At 61.8% G+C, this 14,890-nt stretch carries 12 protein-coding genes; all 12 read right to left on the bottom strand.

Annotation, left to right across the window (positions count from 1 at the left end):
* Nucleotides 1–3: 3 nt before the first annotated feature.
* The gene (locus ACM6I6_RS21270; protein ID WP_274076027.1) at nt 4–900 is read right to left on the bottom strand and encodes an antimicrobial resistance protein Mig-14; all 897 of its coding nucleotides are present in this window, start codon (nt 898–900) and stop codon (nt 4–6) included.
* Complete coding sequence (locus tag ACM6I6_RS21275) at nt 900–2,030, bottom strand: glycosyltransferase (RefSeq protein WP_323608921.1); 1,131 nt, start codon at nt 2,028–2,030, stop codon at nt 900–902. The genes ACM6I6_RS21270 and ACM6I6_RS21275 overlap by 1 nt, the downstream gene beginning before the upstream one ends.
* Nucleotides 2,014–3,771, bottom strand: a complete 1,758-nt coding sequence (locus ACM6I6_RS21280; protein WP_323608922.1) for a carbamoyltransferase — start codon at nt 3,769–3,771, stop codon at nt 2,014–2,016. The genes ACM6I6_RS21275 and ACM6I6_RS21280 overlap by 17 nt, the downstream gene beginning before the upstream one ends.
* A gap of 130 nt (nt 3,772–3,901) precedes the next feature.
* Nucleotides 3,902–4,237, bottom strand: coding sequence for a YceK/YidQ family lipoprotein (locus ACM6I6_RS21285; RefSeq protein WP_323608923.1), 336 nt, complete (start codon nt 4,235–4,237; stop codon nt 3,902–3,904).
* 218 nt (nt 4,238–4,455) lie between these two features.
* Nucleotides 4,456–5,907, bottom strand: coding sequence for a lipopolysaccharide kinase InaA family protein (locus ACM6I6_RS21290; protein WP_323608924.1), 1,452 nt, complete (start codon nt 5,905–5,907; stop codon nt 4,456–4,458).
* Nucleotides 5,907–6,659 carry a lipopolysaccharide kinase InaA family protein gene (locus ACM6I6_RS21295; RefSeq protein WP_274076032.1) on the bottom strand — a complete coding sequence of 251 codons (753 nt, stop codon included), beginning with the start codon at nt 6,657–6,659 and terminating at the stop codon, nt 5,907–5,909. The genes ACM6I6_RS21290 and ACM6I6_RS21295 overlap by 1 nt, the downstream gene beginning before the upstream one ends.
* Nucleotides 6,656–7,390, bottom strand: a complete 735-nt coding sequence (locus tag ACM6I6_RS21300) for a lipopolysaccharide kinase InaA family protein (RefSeq protein WP_274076033.1) — start codon at nt 7,388–7,390, stop codon at nt 6,656–6,658. Before ACM6I6_RS21300 ends, ACM6I6_RS21295 begins: the two co-directional genes overlap by 4 nt.
* Nucleotides 7,390–8,196 carry a lipopolysaccharide core heptose(I) kinase RfaP gene (gene rfaP / locus ACM6I6_RS21305; protein WP_274076034.1) on the bottom strand — a complete coding sequence of 269 codons (807 nt, stop codon included), beginning with the start codon at nt 8,194–8,196 and terminating at the stop codon, nt 7,390–7,392. The genes ACM6I6_RS21300 and rfaP overlap by 1 nt, the downstream gene beginning before the upstream one ends.
* A complete protein-coding gene (locus ACM6I6_RS21310; RefSeq protein ID WP_323608925.1) occupies nt 8,197–9,318 on the bottom strand; it encodes a glycosyltransferase family 4 protein in 1,122 nt (373 codons plus the stop codon).
* Nucleotides 9,318–10,379, bottom strand: a complete 1,062-nt coding sequence (gene waaC, locus ACM6I6_RS21315; protein ID WP_323608926.1) for a lipopolysaccharide heptosyltransferase I — start codon at nt 10,377–10,379, stop codon at nt 9,318–9,320. The genes ACM6I6_RS21310 and waaC overlap by 1 nt, the downstream gene beginning before the upstream one ends.
* A 1-nt stretch (nt 10,380) precedes the next feature.
* Complete coding sequence (gene waaF / locus ACM6I6_RS21320) at nt 10,381–11,415, bottom strand: lipopolysaccharide heptosyltransferase II (RefSeq protein ID WP_274076037.1); 1,035 nt, start codon at nt 11,413–11,415, stop codon at nt 10,381–10,383.
* A 307-nt stretch (nt 11,416–11,722) separates the two neighbouring features.
* A complete protein-coding gene (glnE, locus tag ACM6I6_RS21325; protein ID WP_414920671.1) occupies nt 11,723–14,662 on the bottom strand; it encodes a bifunctional [glutamate--ammonia ligase]-adenylyl-L-tyrosine phosphorylase/[glutamate--ammonia-ligase] adenylyltransferase in 2,940 nt (979 codons plus the stop codon).
* Between the last annotated feature and the right edge of the window lie 228 nt (nt 14,663–14,890).

Genomic DNA, 14,890 nt, shown 5'->3' on the forward strand with positions numbered 1-14,890 from the left:
GACTCATACGGTGTAGACCGGCACAGGGTTGCACCAGCGATCCTTGTATTCCCGGTCGGCGCGGCCAAAGGAAAAGCGCAGGGGCTTGTCCAGTGCCCTGGCGTGCTCCCAGGCGCTTTGGGTGTTGAGAAAACTCAGCACGCTACCGGGGCTGAACTCGCGGGTTTCGGGGTCGACACCGCCATTGATGTATTCGACGCTGATCCACTGCGGCGTCTCGACGCGGTACACCAGTTGAATGGCAATGGGGGCATCGTTGAGGAAAATCACCGAACCGATCAGCAGCTCGCGCAACAACTCGATGACCTCGGCCATGCGCTCGGCACCGGTCGCCGGGAACCCCCAGCGGCGCTGGAACAGATCGCAATAGATCGCCCCCAGCTCCTGGCTGGAAAATTCGCTGACCGGTCGTACTACGCCGCCTGCCTCTTCCAGCAACCTGAGTTCGCGGCGCTGGTTGTAGCGAAACTTCTTCGACAACTCTTCGGGCGTGCGGGCCATGGCCAGTTGCTCGGCCTGCAGCCGGATGCCGGTGAAACGGTTTTCGTTGAGGGCCGACAGGTAACGCCCGCGATGGCGCAAAGGTGCCTGGGCATCGGCCGCAGCCGGCAGGATGATCTCGGCATTGCCAAGGTCGAACAGGCCCTTTTTGCCGTTACGCTTGAGCACGTCCTTGGACAAGGCGAGGTCGCGCCCCCAGGTCGGGATTGCGGCCTTGATTTCGCCGTCCTGCTCCCAGGCCAGGTATCGCACGGGGATACCGGCCAGCTGCGCCAGGCGCTCGACCACCAGTGGGTGAGTGGCGACGCTGCCGCCATAACGCTGCCAGGCCTGGGCATAGGTCGGGGCATCGGAGAGCGACCAGCCACGTTCGCGCCAGCCTTGAAATCGGTTGAGCATCAGCCCCTCTGTGCCAGTTCGGTAACGTGCGGCAAGTGCCAGAAAGCATCGCGCACCGCGCGGTCGGAGAAGCGTTCGCGCAGGCGCTCGAGCATCAGCTCGGCACACTGGCGACGTTGCTGCTCGTCCATTGCGGCCAGATGTTGCAGGCCTTGAGCCAGGTGCTCGGCATCGCCCAGCGGGAACAGGATGCCCACGCCTTCGACCACTTCCTTCGCGCCGCCACACGCCGTTGCAAGCAACGGCACGCCCGCCGCCATGGCTTCGAGCAGCACCATGCCGAAAGGTTCATGATCGGAGCTCAGGGCAAACACATCGAATGCCTTGAAATACCGTCGGGCCTCAGGGACCTGACCAAGGAACAGCACGCGGTTGCCAATCCCCAGCTCGCGCGCCTGGGCTTTCAGATCCTGCTCCAGTCGACCGCTACCGAGGATCACCAGCTGGCTGTTGGCCGGTAACCCGGGCAGCGCCTGGGCAAAACCGTCCAGCAAGGTGGCCTGGTCCTTGTCCGGATGCAGGCGCCCGACGTTGCCGACAATCCAGGCGTCCTCCGACAGGCCGAGGGTCTCGCGCGCCTCGCGAACCGATACCTGGCTTGCCTGCAAAGCCGGCACGTCGATCCGGTTGTACAGCGTCTGAATCCGTGCCGCCGGCCACTTCGGCAGGCATTGGCGCATGTCATCGCGCACCGCATCGGACACCCCGAGCAGGCTCAGGCGCTTGCGGAAAACCTGCGCGAAGAGTTTGCGTGTGCCGCGTTTGTAATCGTCAAACGCATGGTGCACGCCAATCACCGGCAACGAGGTGCCGAGCAAGGCGATGTAGATGGGCTTGAAGCGATGGGCAATGCAGAAACTGAAATTGCGCGAAGCGGCGATCTTGCGCAGATCGCCGATGGCGCCCAGCTTCAAGCCACGAATGGCCTTGGAGCTGTATTCCATGAACAACACTTCATCGGAGGCGCAACCGGCGGCAACCTCGGCATCGGCGACCCCGGTCAGGAACACCGTGGTCACCCGGTAACCGGTCCCCGCGAAGAGGCTGGCGTACTGCCGCGCGCAGTCCAGGAACGGCCCGTCATAGCCGTGGCAGAACTGCAGCACATGGCGTTCAGCCGAGCGTGTCATAGGTGTCCGCGCCCTCTTTGACCACCAGGATGTCTTCCATGATCAGATACTGTAGATCGGAACCGAAGAACATGTTCAGCGCGTCGGTCGGTGAGCAGATCATCGGCTCGCCACGACGGTTCAGCGAGGTGTTCAGCGACACACCATTGCCGGTGAGGACTTCCAGCGCCTTCATCATGTCGTAGTAGCGCGGGTTGTATTCGCGCTTGAGCACCTGGGCACGGGAAGTGCCGTCTTCGTGGACGACTTCCGGCACGCGGGTTTTCCACTCCTCAGCCACTTCGAAGGTGAAGGTCATGAACGGAGCCGGGTGATCGATCTTGATCATCTGCGGCGCCACGGTGTCGAGCATCGACGGGCAGAAAGGCCTCCAGCGCTCGCGGAACTTGATCTGGTGGTTGATGCGGTCGGCCACGCCGGGAATGCTCGGGCAACCGATGATCGAGCGACCACCCAGTGCACGCGGACCGAACTCCATGCGGCCCTGGAACCAGGCCACCGGGTTACCATCGACCATGATCCTGGCGATCTGGTCCGGCATGTTGTCGAGCTTGCGCCAGGTCGGCTTGTTCTCGTGACGGGCGCAGGCCGCGATCACGTCTTCGTTGCTGTACGACGGGCCGAGGTACACGTGTTCCATCTTCTCGACCGGGACGCCACGGGCGTGGGACACATAGGCTGCCGCGCCCACCGCGGTACCGGCGTCACCGGATGCAGGCTGGACGAACAGTTCCTTGACGTCGTCGCGGGCGATGATTTTCTGGTTCAGCTTGACGTTCAACGCACAGCCACCGGCGTAGGCCAGCTTGCCGGTTTCCTTGAGCACGTCGCCCAGGTAGTGGTCGATCATCTGCAGCGCAATTTTTTCGAACAGCGCCTGGATGCTCGCGGCGTAGTGGATGTACGGCTCGTCGGCGATGTCGCCTTCGCGCTTCGGACCCAGCCACTCGATCAGCTTCGGCGAGAAGTAGTAACCCTTGCCCTTCTCTTTGTAGCGACGCAGGCCGATGACGTTGGCATAGTCGGTGTTGATCACCAATTCGCCGTTTTCGAACGAGGCCAGGCGCGAGAAATCGTATTTGCTGGCGTCGCCGTACGGCGCCATGCCCATGACCTTGAACTCACCGTCGAGCATATCGAAACCGAGGAACTCGGTGATCGCGCCGTATAGGCCACCGAGGGAGTCCGGATCGAAGAATTCCTTGATCTTGTGGATCTTGCCGTTTTCGCCATAACCGAAGAAGGTCGTAGCGTACTCGCCCTTGCCGTCGATCCCGAGGATCGCGGTTTTCTCTTTGAAACCGGAGCAGTGGTAGGCACTGGAAGCGTGGGCCAGGTGGTGCTCGACCGGCTCGATCTTGATCTTCTTCGGGTCGAAGCCCAGTTGCTCCAGGCACCAGACGATCTTGTTGCGATAGCGTTTGTAGCGACGGTTGCCCATCAGGATCGCGTCGAGTGCACGATCCGGGGCGTACCAGTAACGCTTGGCGTACTGCCAGCGGGCCTTGCCGAACAGGCTGATCGGCGCGAATGGAATCGCTACCACGTCAACGTCGGAAGGCTTGATGCCGGCCTGTTCCAGGCAGAACTTCGCCGATTCGTAGGGCATGCGGTTCTTTGCATGTTTATCGCGTACGAAGCGCTCTTCTTCCGCCGCCGCGACCAGCTTGCCGTCGATGTACAGGGCTGCGGAAGGATCATGGCTAAGGGCGCCGGACAGGCCAAGAATCGTCAATGCCACAGGGGTCTAGCCTCTTTAGTCTGCGTGCAGGCGCAATGCGCCTCAATAATTAATGTGCCCTCGCAACGGGCGAGAGACAGCTAAAGGGCGGGATTATAGCTTAAAGATGCCGGGAATGACCCTACGGTTATCAGCCTCGGGCAGGCCGCCAGTAAATACGGATGTTGCCATCCGTGCCCTGCCGGTAAAGGGTGTAGGGCAAGACTACGGTATCCAGCGTGCCGGACAATGCCAGGTCCAGCAAAATGACTGGAACGAAGATACCCGTTGGATCGGGAGGCGCATTCAATACGCAAAAATCGTAGGCCAGGCCGCTGTAGACCCGTGGAATGGACTGACAATAAGTTTTTTGCCGCCGAAGCGCCTGGGCCGCGTCGGCATCGTCCTGCAAGACCGTCGAGACGGTCCCGCACCCTGTCAAAGCCAGTGAGATGACACCTGATGTGACTGCCTTTTTGATCGTCAAAGCTTGCCCTCCGTGAACGTCAGGCAAGCTAGCATCGTGGTCATTCAGGCCACAGTTCATGGCTTCCCAAGTTCCTGTAGGACGATGCTTAAGAAGTTGTCCCTTATCTTCGCTGGCTGTTCCGGCCCCTTCGCGAGCAAGCCCGCTCCCACATTTCGACCGCTTTCATCTATGTGAACGCGGTTGAAATGTGGGAGCGGGCTTGCTCGCGAAGAGATTCAGACTGCGCTGGAGATATCTTTCGGAAGACGCTGATCGATGACCTGATAAAGCGCACTACTCTCAGGCCAGTTGCGCATGAACCGCGCCCGATCCCGCGCATACGCCGGGGCGAAATTGGCGAGCGAGCCGTGCTGGCACATAGAATCCAGATCGATCAGCGCCCAGCGATCCTGCTGCCAGAACAGGTTGTGACCCTTGAAGTCGCCGTGGCTGATGCGCTCGGCAATCAATTCGGCAAACAGGTGATCCAGCGCCAGCAACTCGGCTTCAGGCGCATCACCACTCTCGATGTACGGTGCGAAACGCTCGATGATGTCCGGCCCCGACAGATGTTCGGTGATCAGATAGGCACGGCTGCGCAACCAGAGAAAACGCTTCTCCAGCACCGCCAGGGGCTTGGGCGTGGCGATGCCGAGAAATGCCAGGCGATTGCCTTCGCGCCAGGAGTGCCAGGCACGGCTCGGGCGCCAGAAGCGCTTGAGCCAGTGGGCGAAACCCTTGATGTTGTAGCGCTTGATCACCAGCGTTCGGCCATCCACCTCGACCTTGCCAACGCTCGCCGCGCCGCCGGTCTTGTACAGGTGCCCCTGATCCAGCAAGGCATCGGCCTGGGCCAGTACGGGCAGCATGGCCGTTTCTTCTTCGCGACGAATCGCCCGCAAGCCGAACGCTCCGCGCTGGACGCTGAACAGCGTGCATTCGCGACCGACCTTGATCAGGAAGTCCTTGAGGCGCCAGCTGCGAACCTTGTCGACCTGTTTCTGCAGCGCCTCCATGGGCAGGGCATGCTCGCCGTTGCTCAGCAGGTAGTACACCAGCAATTCTTCGGTGAACGGCTCCAGCGACTTGGGCAACTGGGCGAAAAACACCCCGAGATTTTCCAGGACCTTTTGCCGCGAGAGCGGCTGGCCTGGCGTTTCGCTGCAGATACCGGCGCCATCGATCAAATACAGTCGATTGCCCTGGCGCAGCAGGTTGTCCAGGTGCAGGTCTTCCTGCCACAAACCTTTGCGATGCATTTGACCGATTGCGCCCAAGGCTTGCGCCAAAACGGCTGACTGCTCATCGGCCAGCACCGGCAGGCCTTCCACCTGCTGCCAGGCATCCCCCAGGCTTTGGGCGCCCTCAAGGAATTCAAACAGCAGCCAGCCACCCTCGCCATCCTTCAGACCGTCAGCCAACAGCAGCGGCGTGGTCAGGCCCTGGGCGGCGAGCAGTCGTACACCGTCCAGCTCGCGCTGGAAATGCCGCGCCGCCTTGCTGCCAACCAGCAACTTGGCCAGCACGGGCCGACCGCGCCAGACACCCGCACCGACATAACGCTGCCCGGGCAAGACCCGCAACAGGGTCAGCAACTGTAGCTGCGCCGGCCCGGCAGCATCGGCCAGTGAAAGACTGAGCGGCAGGCTCGGGTGACGGCCAGCGCTTTTCAGTTCGGATAAACGCATCAGCGCTTCTCCTTATGGCTGCGCCGCGCGGTCAGGCGCGTCAGCCAGGTGTCGATCAACGAGCTGTCCTGGGGTTGATCCAGATAAGCGCCCAGCAGCACCCGCAATTGCCCTTCGCTCCACTCGGGCGCCCGACGCAGCAACGGCTCCAGGTCCTTTACGCGGTCGCGCAGCCCGAACAACAGGTGCCGGGTCTTTTCCAGGTCGATCAGCTGCGCCTGATACCCGTCGCCGGTGGCCCGCAGGAAAATATGCTTGGGGTAGAAGCAGCCATGCACCTGGCGCATGCCGTGCAGACGCTGCGCCAGGTGCCCGCAAGCTTGCAGAATGGCTACCTGCTGCGCCTCGCCGAGATCCGTCCAACGATGCAACAGCGAATCCAGATCATCCCAACCGTCGAGGGCACGCGTCAGGAGAATGGCCCGGGTTTCACCGTCCACCTTGCGCTCACCGAAGAACACCGCCTTGAGCGCCGGTATGCCGAGCTTTTCGTAACGGCTGATGTTGCGAAACTCCCGGGCAAAACTCGGCTCGCCAAACGGCGCATGCAAGGTATGCATCTGGTAGTTGCTCTGGCGCTTGAGGTAGTAGCCACGACCTTCCAGTTCCAGTCGAAACACGCTGCTCCAGCCACCCCGCAGGGTGTTGGGTTCGTCCACGGCATCGAGCTGCCGGGCCCAGAGCGCGTCGAACGTGCCGAGGCCGTGACGCTCAAGCAGCGCACGGTCTTCAGCGGCCAGAAAATCAGTCATTCGCGTCCCTCGAAAAATCTCACCACGTGCCGGATGCGTTTTTTATCGGCGGCATTGAGCCGGGTCCGTTGGCGGTATTGCAGGTAAAAGCGCAGGCGCTGGGTGGCCGACAGTTGATACTTGGCGACCTTGTCCAGGCAGGCCAGGTCCTTGGTGATTCGGTACTTGAGCCAGAAACCTCTCCAGAAATCACCGTTGGGGCAATCGATCAGGAACAGTCGGGCCTGATCATCGACCAGCAGGTTGCGCCACTTCAAATCGTTATGGGTAAAGTGATGCTCGTGCATCGTGCGGGTGTAATTGGCCAGTTGTCGGCTGATGCTGTCGACCCAGGCGCGGTCCGCCAGTTTCGCATCGTGCCGCTCGGCCAGGGCCGACAAATCTTCCGTATGTGGCAGTTCGCGGGTGATCATCGCCCCACGATCATAGGCTGCACCGCGACGCTCCAGCCCCCAGGCCACCACCTCGGCGGTGGGGATGCCCCACTTGGCAAAGCGCTTGAGGTTCTGCCACTCCATCTTCACCCGTGGCTTGCCCAGGTAGCGGCGCAAGCCCTTGCCTGCCCCCACGTAGCGCTTGACGTAATAGTTGACGCCATTGCGCTGGACGCGAATGACCTCCGACAGCGGATCGCGGGTCAGGCGCTCGCCCTGCAGCGCAAACACGGCATCAAGGCTGCCGAAGTCTTGTGCCAGATCGCGATAAGCAGGCTCCAGTCTCCAACCCGCCATCAGAGCGCGTCTCCGTACCGCTGTTTACGCTCGTAAAGCTTGTTGGCCTTGCCTTCGAGCCAGCTCAGCAGCCCCGCTTCTTCGCCCAGGATCTGGCGTAGCGGCCGCTGGAAATAACCCTTGAGGAAACGCAACTTGTCGCGCCGGGTCAGGCCGATGTCCAGGGCGGAAAAATACAGCGCCGCCAGATCCTTGTTACGCCAGCGCGAGGTGATCGTCGGACGGGTCTGGGCGCGGTGCAGGTCGATCACCGAGAGTTTGAAATCGTCTGCGGTCACCGGCTTGTCGGTGTGCAGCAGGAAGTGGCAGATGTAGCAGTCACGATGGTTGACCCCGGCGCGGTGCATCATGCCGGTCATGCGCGCCACTTCAGCGATCAGCGCGCGCTTGAGTTTTGGCTCCGGCGGCTGCTTGGACCAGTTGATGCTGAAATCTTCAAGGCTGACGGTCGGCGCCAGCTCTTCGGTGACGATGAACGAATGCTGGTCCGCCGGGTTGCTGCCTTTTTCGCCATAGGCGACGGCGGTCATGGTAGGCACGCCGACTTCCTGCAGGCGCTGGATGGCCTTCCACTCCTGGCCGGCACCCAATACCGGCAGCTTGGCGGTGAGCAGGTTCTTGAAGATCTCGCCCCAGCCGATGCCACGGTGGATCTTCACGAAAAACCCGTTGCCGTCCACCTCGGTGCGCAGGGTACGGCGAGCTTCGAGCTCACGGTACACCTCGCCCTGCAATCCCTCGACTTCGGCGAACGGGTCGCGTCCGGCCCAGAGGCTCTTGAACGGTTCAGCCAGCATCAACTTCATTTAAGCGTGCTCCGCCAGAATCACATCGGCCGCATGCTGCGGCATGCTGTAGAGGTCGGCCGTCTCGGCGAAGGCCACACCGTTGCGGCTCCAGGCCGCCCTTGCTTGAGCGTCGTTCAACATGCCGGTCAGGTACTGGGCCAGCTGGGCTTGATCGAACGGCTCGTCCAGCACCAGGCCAGCGTCGGCCTCGGCGATGTAATGGGCGTACCCGCAGACCGCGCTCACCAGCACCGGCAACCCGGCCACCAGCGCTTCGAGCAGCACGGTACCGGTGTTTTCGTTGTAGGCCGGGTGGATCAACAGATCGGCGCCCAACAGGAAACGCGGAATATCGCTGCGGCCCTTGAGGAACGTCACGTTGTCGCCGAGCCCCAGCGTGGCGCTCTGCATCTGGAATAACTTGGGGTCGTCCTGGCCAATTACAAACAGCCGGGTGCGCTTCTTCAGATCAGCGGGCAATGCGGCCAAGGCCTTGAGGCTGCGATCCACACCCTTGGTCTTGAACCCGGAGCCGATCTGCACCAGCAGCAAGTCATCGTCCTTGAGATTGAATTCGGCGCGGAACCCGGCGCGAATCTCGTCCGCATCCGCCGGCCGACGACGATCCTGGGCAATGCCTGGCGGCAGCAGGTGGAAGCGTTCCAGCGGCGTGCCGTAATGCTTGATGAACAGCGGTTGCTGGACCTCGGAAATCATCAGCACTTCGGTCTTCGCCTCTTTGGCGAACACCGCCCGCTCGTACTCGGCGAAGTGGCGGTAGCGGCCCCAACGTCGGTACAGCGAGTTGCGCAGGTTCTGCGCCTTGTCTTCGAAGCAGCCGTCGGCGGCGTAGTAGACATCCAGGCCCGGCATCTTGTTGAAGCCGATCAAGCGGTCCACCGGACGCTTGGCCAGGTCCGCTTCCATCCACTCGCTGAGCTTTTCGTTGCGTCGATGGTTGAAGAAGGCCTTGACCGGCGCCACCAGCACTTCGAAACCCGGCGGCACCTCACCTTCCCAGATCAGCGTGTAGACGCGGATCTGATGGCCGCGCTTCTGGCACTCCAGGGCGATGCGCATGAAATCGCGCTGCAGGCCACCAAAGGGAAAATACTTGTACAGGACAAATGCCAATTGCATCAGCGCAGCTCCTCAGCCAGTAATAACGTGCTCAGTCGGCTCGCGACACGCTCGGGATTCAGACGCGTGAAGCACAATGGCCACTCGCGTTTCAGGTCAAACTGACGGGCATCTTCGGCCGTCGGTTGATAGGTGCATTTCTTTTGCAGGCACGGCGCGCAGGGGAAGTCGCTGGCCAGGTGTATCTGCGACTTGCCGTAGGCCCCGGTCAGGCCCGGATTGGTCGGGCCGAACAGCGACAGCGTCGGCACATCCAGTGCCGCGGCCAGATGACCGAGACCGGTATCCACCGCCACGCAGGCTTGCGCGCCAGCCAGGACTTTACCGACCCCGGCCAGATTCAGCTTGGGCAATACCTCGGCGTGTTTGAAGCCGGCGGCGATGCGCTCGGCGCGGGCCTTCTCCGCCGCGTTGCCCCACGGCAGTTTCACGCCCACCCCGAGATATCCGACCCGTTCGGTCAGCTCGCGCCAGTAGGCTTCGGGCCAGTGCTTGGTGTCCCAGGTGGTGCCGTGCAGGAACACCACATACGGATTCTTGCGCGGCAGCTCGACCAGGCGTTCGACGTTCAGGCCGTAGTCGCCCAGGCCCTTGGGCAGGTCATAACCCAGGGCGATGGCGAACAGCTGACGCACCCGCTCCACCGCATGCTGTCCGCGGGCAACCGCCAGGCGACGGTTATAGAACCGCGCGGCGACGGGCTCGCGTGCCGAACTTTTATCGAGACCCGCCACCGGGGCTTTCACATACCGGGTGAGCAGAGCGCTTTTCAGCAGGCCCTGGGCATCGATGACCAGATCATATTTGGAGGCGCGGACGCTTTGCTTGAAGCGTTTCCACTCGCCACTCTTGATGGTCTGCCAGATGTTCTTGCGCCAGCGACGGATCGCCACCGGAATCACCTTGCCCACCGCCGGGTGCCAGCTCGGAATTTCGGCGAAGCCTTCCTCCACCACCCAGTCGAACGTGATGCCGGGGATGGCCCGCGAGGCGTCGGTCAGCGCCGGCAGCGCATGAATCACGTCGCCCAGCGATGAAGTCTTGATCAGCAGTACCCGCAAACTATTTGACCTCGACCACAGTGCCCTGCAAACGCTGCAAGGCTTCGTTCACCGCTTGCGGCATCAGCTGGCGCAGGCAGTTGTAATGGCCGAAACGGCATGTGCGATCAAAGCATGGGCTGCATTCGATGCCCAGGCGCACGATCTCGACATGCTCGGCCAGCGGCGGCGTGAAGCCCGGTGACGTCGAGCCGTAGACCGCCACCAGCGGGCGGTTCAGCGCAGCGGCAACGTGCATCAGGCCAGAATCGTTGGACACCACGGAATCGGCGCAGGACAACAAATCGATGGCCTCGGCCAACGAGGTGCCGCCACTGAGGTTCACCGACTCTTCACGCAAGCCGGGGATCAGCCGCGAACGGATGTCTTCACCCACGGCATGATCGTTCTTCGAACCAAACAGCCAGACTTGCCAGCCTTCGCGAATCTTCGCTTCGGCGACTTTGGCGTAGTGCTCCGACGGCCAGCGCTTGGACTCGCCGAACTCGGCACCGGGGCACAAGGCCAGCACCGGACGGTCGAGGGCCAGGCCAAACTTGGCCAATGCGGCCTCGCGAGTCACCGGATCGATCCGCAGGCTCGGGCGCGGGTAAGGCTTGGGCAGTTCAACGCCCGGCTCATAGGCCAGGGCCATGAAGCGCTCGATCATCAGTGGGTAACGTTCTTTGTCCAGCGTGCGCACATCGTTGAGCAGGCCGTAGCGGAACTCGCCACGCCAGCCGGTGCGCTTGGGGATGCCGGCAAAGAACGGCACCAGTGCCGACTTCAGGGAATTGGGCAGCAGGATCGCCTGGTCGTACTGGCCGCCCAGGGATTTTCCGATGCGTCGACGCGTCGCCAGTTCCAGTGCACCGTGGCCGAGCGGAAAGCTCAAGGCCTGGCGAACTTCGGGCATGCGCTCAAGAATCGGCCGGCTCCACTCGGGGGCCAGCACGTCGATTTCGCATTGCGGGTGGCGTTGCTTGAGACACTGAAACAGTGTCTGCGCCATCACCATGTCACCGACCCAACTGGGCCCAACGATCAGAATTTTCATGTGGTTTCCATAAACGAACCGGGGAGGCCTACGCCTCCCCGCCTCGAGAATCACTGTGGGAGCAAGGCGGCTTGCGATGGGTCATCACCTCCAACATTGCTGTCGACTGTCACTCCGCTATCGCGAGCAGGCTCGCTCCCACATTGGGTATTGGTGTACCTCGACCTGCATGACACTGCAGATCTACTGTGGGAGCGGGCTTGCTCGCGAAGGGGCCATCACATCCAACATTGATGTTGCCTGACACTCCACTTTCGCGAGCAAGCCCACTCCCACATTTGAATCCAGTCGCTCCGACAGGCGCGTTTCAGCTTAGCCCCAGCTCACGCCAGATCCTCATGACCTGTCGCCGCTCGTCCGCGAACTGGTCGCCCGGTATCACCCCGGCATCCTTCTGCAAAGCCTGCCGGTGGGCGGCGGAGCGGTAGGCTTTATAAGCCTCACGCAACAGGCTGGCATCCTCGACGGGCATCAGCCCTGCCTTCTCCAGCTCTTCCAGAATGCGGATGTTGTCCGTCCAGCGCAGCAGTGGCGGGTGTGTTTCGGACCACGCCAGGGCCGCGTATTGCACCATAAATTCAATATCGACGATACCTCCGGCGTCCTGCTTGAGGTCGAAGGGCGACGTGGCCTCGAAGGCATTTGCCCCGGTACCGGCCGCGGTACTCTTGCTGCCCAGGTTATCGCGCATCTTGGCGCGCATCTCGCTGACCTCCTGGCGCAGGGTCGGCAAGTCGCGCGCCTTGCCCAGAATCGCCGCGCGAACCTGCTCGAACGCCCGACCGACATCCTCGCTCCCCACCAGCACCCGCGCCCTGACCAGCGCCTGATGCTCCCAGGTCCAGGCTTCATTTTCCTGATAGCGGGCAAAGGCCCCCAGCGAACTCACCAGCAGCCCCGATGCACCGGACGGCCGCAGGCGCATGTCGACTTCATAGAGCTGACCGGAGTTGGTCTGCGCCGTCAGCAAGTGAATGATCCGCTGCCCCAGCCGGGTGAAAAATTGCGCGCCATCGATCGACTTCGGCCCGTCGGTTTCTGCCTGTGGATCGCCATCATGGATGAACACCAGGTCCAGGTCCGAACCATGCCCCAATTCCAGGCCACCGACTTTTCCATAACCGACAATGATGAAGCCGGGATCGCACAAGGTGCCATCGGTGCGCAGCGGTGTGCCGTACTTGGCGACCGTTTGCCGCCAGGCCAGGGCCAGCACTTGCTCCAGGATCGCTTCGGCGAGCCAGGTCAGGTAATCGCTGACTTTCATCAACGGCAGGCTGCCGGCGATTTCCGAAGCGGCGACCCGCAAGCGGTGCGCCAGCTTGAAATGACGCAAGGCTTCCATTTGCTGCTCGAGGTCGTCCTCGGGAATCCGCGTCAGGCGTTCGCGCAACTCGGCGGCCAACTCCGGCGCCAACGGCGGCTTGAACAATCGGCCTTCGTTGAGCAACTCGTCGAGCAACAGCGGAAAACGGGTGATCTGTTCGGCGATCCACGGGCTAGCCGCGCACAGGGTCAGCAAGCGTCGCAGTGCGCCGGGGTTTTCGGTCAACAGCACCAGGTAGGCAGAACGGCGGGCCACGGCTTCCACCAGTGGCAATACCCGCTCCAGCACCAGATCCGGATTGGCATGCTCTACGGCCTGAGCCAGCAAGCGCGGAATAAAGGCATCGAGACGTTCGCGCCCCAGACGCTGCATGGCGCGCAACTGCGGGCTGCCACGCAAGTTGGCCAAGGCCTTCAATGCTTTGCTGGCATCAAGGAAGCCGCCCTCCTGCAACTGACGGCAGGCGGCTTCCTCATCCTGGGCTTCCTCCCACAACGGCAGCCATTCACCGCCCACCACCACTTCGCTTTCGGCACCCTGCTCTTCATCGGGGTCGGCGATCACCTGACCGAAATGCCAGGCCACACGGCCACGCCAGTACATCAATTGCTCATGGAACGCCGACCAGTCGGCGAAGCCCAGCATGAAGGCAATGCGCGCCTGGTCCTGGACACCGTCGGGCAACATTTGCGTCTGGCGATCGGCAATCGCCTGGATCGCGTGTTCGGTATAACGCAGGAATTCGTAGCCTTCGCGCAGTTCACTGATCACCGCTGGCGGCAGGTAACCTTGACCCTCCAGCGTACTCAGCACTTTTAATAATGGACGCTGCTGCAGACTCAGATCGCGACCGCCATGAATCAGCTGGAAGGCCTGGGCGATGAACTCCACCTCACGGATGCCACCGGAGCCGAGCTTGATGTTGTCGGCCATGCCCTTGCGCCGCACTTCCTGCTGGATCAGCTGCTTCATGGTGCGTAGCGCTTCGATGGCGGAAAAGTCCAGGTAGCGCCGGTAAACGAAGGGGCGCAGCATCTCTTGCAGCTGCGCACCGGCCACTTGATCGCCAGCGACCACCCGCGACTTGATCATCGCGTAGCGTTCCCAGTCACGACCCTGGTCCTGGTAGTACTGCTCCAGCGCGTTGAAACTCAATACCAGCGCGCCCGACGATCCATAAGGTCGCAGGCGCATGTCGACGCGGAACACGAAACCGTCGACGGTCATCGGGTCCAGGGCCTTGATCAGGCGCTGGCCGAGACGAATGAAGAATTCCTGGTTATCCAGCGAGCGTTTAACGCCGACCGTTTCGCCGCCTTCGGGGTAGGCGAAAATCAGGTCGATATCCGACGACAGATTCAGCTCAACGGCACCGAGCTTGCCCATGCCAAGGACGACCATCTGCTGCGGCTCGCCGCTGCGGCGGCCGGTCGGCACGCCGAACTGCTGACAGTGCCGCGCGTATAGCCATTGATAGGCTTGATCGATGCTGGCGTCAGCCATGTCCGAAAGGTCGCGGCAGGTCTGGATCAGATCAGCCTGGCGGGTCAGGTCCCGCCAGATGATTCGCACTTGGTGGCGCGCCCTTTGGCGGCGCAACGCCCGACCGAGTTGATCATCGGTTTCGGCCAGGTTCACGGCTGCCGCAATTTGCGCGCACAACTCGCCGGTGGCAAAGCTTCGGTCCAGCTCGCCGGACTGCACCAGTTCCAGCAGCATCCGCGGATCACGCACGCTTTGTTCAGTGACGAAGTCGCTGGCAGCGGTGACGCGGGCAAATTGCGCCCAGCGTTCAGGTGTCCACGCGGACAGGCGATGGTCGTCATCCAATGCCTCGACGGCAGTACGGAACGACTGCTCGGCGCGAGTGACAAACGGCAACAGAATGGCGGGCAGGTCGGCAAGCGGGGGCAGGCTCATGGTCTATCCTTGATCGGCGTGTGACGGTCAGCATGTAGTGAATCTCGCAAACCCACTACCTGAAGGAGTGTCGAACAAAGGTTAGAAATAGCTGAAAATTCTTTTTTATCGGCAGCGAACATCAAGCTTTCACCTTTTTCGGTTGGCAAAATACCAACCTTAACGATTATTCTCACAACGCAGCCGGGGGCCACAAGCCGCTCATCTGTAGTTTTACTACTCGTATAT

It is taken from the genome of Pseudomonas sp. IT-P218 (assembly GCF_949767605.1).
Taxonomy (GTDB): Bacteria; Pseudomonadota; Gammaproteobacteria; order Pseudomonadales; family Pseudomonadaceae; genus Aquipseudomonas; species Aquipseudomonas putida_AE.

Coding starts and splice junctions, on each gene's coding strand:
- ACM6I6_RS21270 (WP_274076027.1), bottom strand. CDS start 900: ATGCTCAACCGATTTCAAGGCTGGCGCGAACGTGGCTGGTCGCTCTCC.
- ACM6I6_RS21275 (WP_323608921.1), bottom strand. CDS start 2,030: ATGACACGCTCGGCTGAACGCCATGTGCTGCAGTTCTGCCACGGCTAT.
- ACM6I6_RS21290 (WP_323608924.1), bottom strand. CDS start 5,907: ATGCGTTTATCCGAACTGAAAAGCGCTGGCCGTCACCCGAGCCTGCCG.
- ACM6I6_RS21295 (WP_274076032.1), bottom strand. CDS start 6,659: ATGACTGATTTTCTGGCCGCTGAAGACCGTGCGCTGCTTGAGCGTCAC.
- ACM6I6_RS21300 (WP_274076033.1), bottom strand. CDS start 7,390: ATGGCGGGTTGGAGACTGGAGCCTGCTTATCGCGATCTGGCACAAGAC.
- rfaP (WP_274076034.1), bottom strand. CDS start 8,196: ATGAAGTTGATGCTGGCTGAACCGTTCAAGAGCCTCTGGGCCGGACGC.
- ACM6I6_RS21310 (WP_323608925.1), bottom strand. CDS start 9,318: ATGCAATTGGCATTTGTCCTGTACAAGTATTTTCCCTTTGGTGGCCTG.
- waaF (WP_274076037.1), bottom strand. CDS start 11,415: ATGAAAATTCTGATCGTTGGGCCCAGTTGGGTCGGTGACATGGTGATG.
- glnE (WP_414920671.1), bottom strand. CDS start 14,662: ATGAGCCTGCCCCCGCTTGCCGACCTGCCCGCCATTCTGTTGCCGTTT.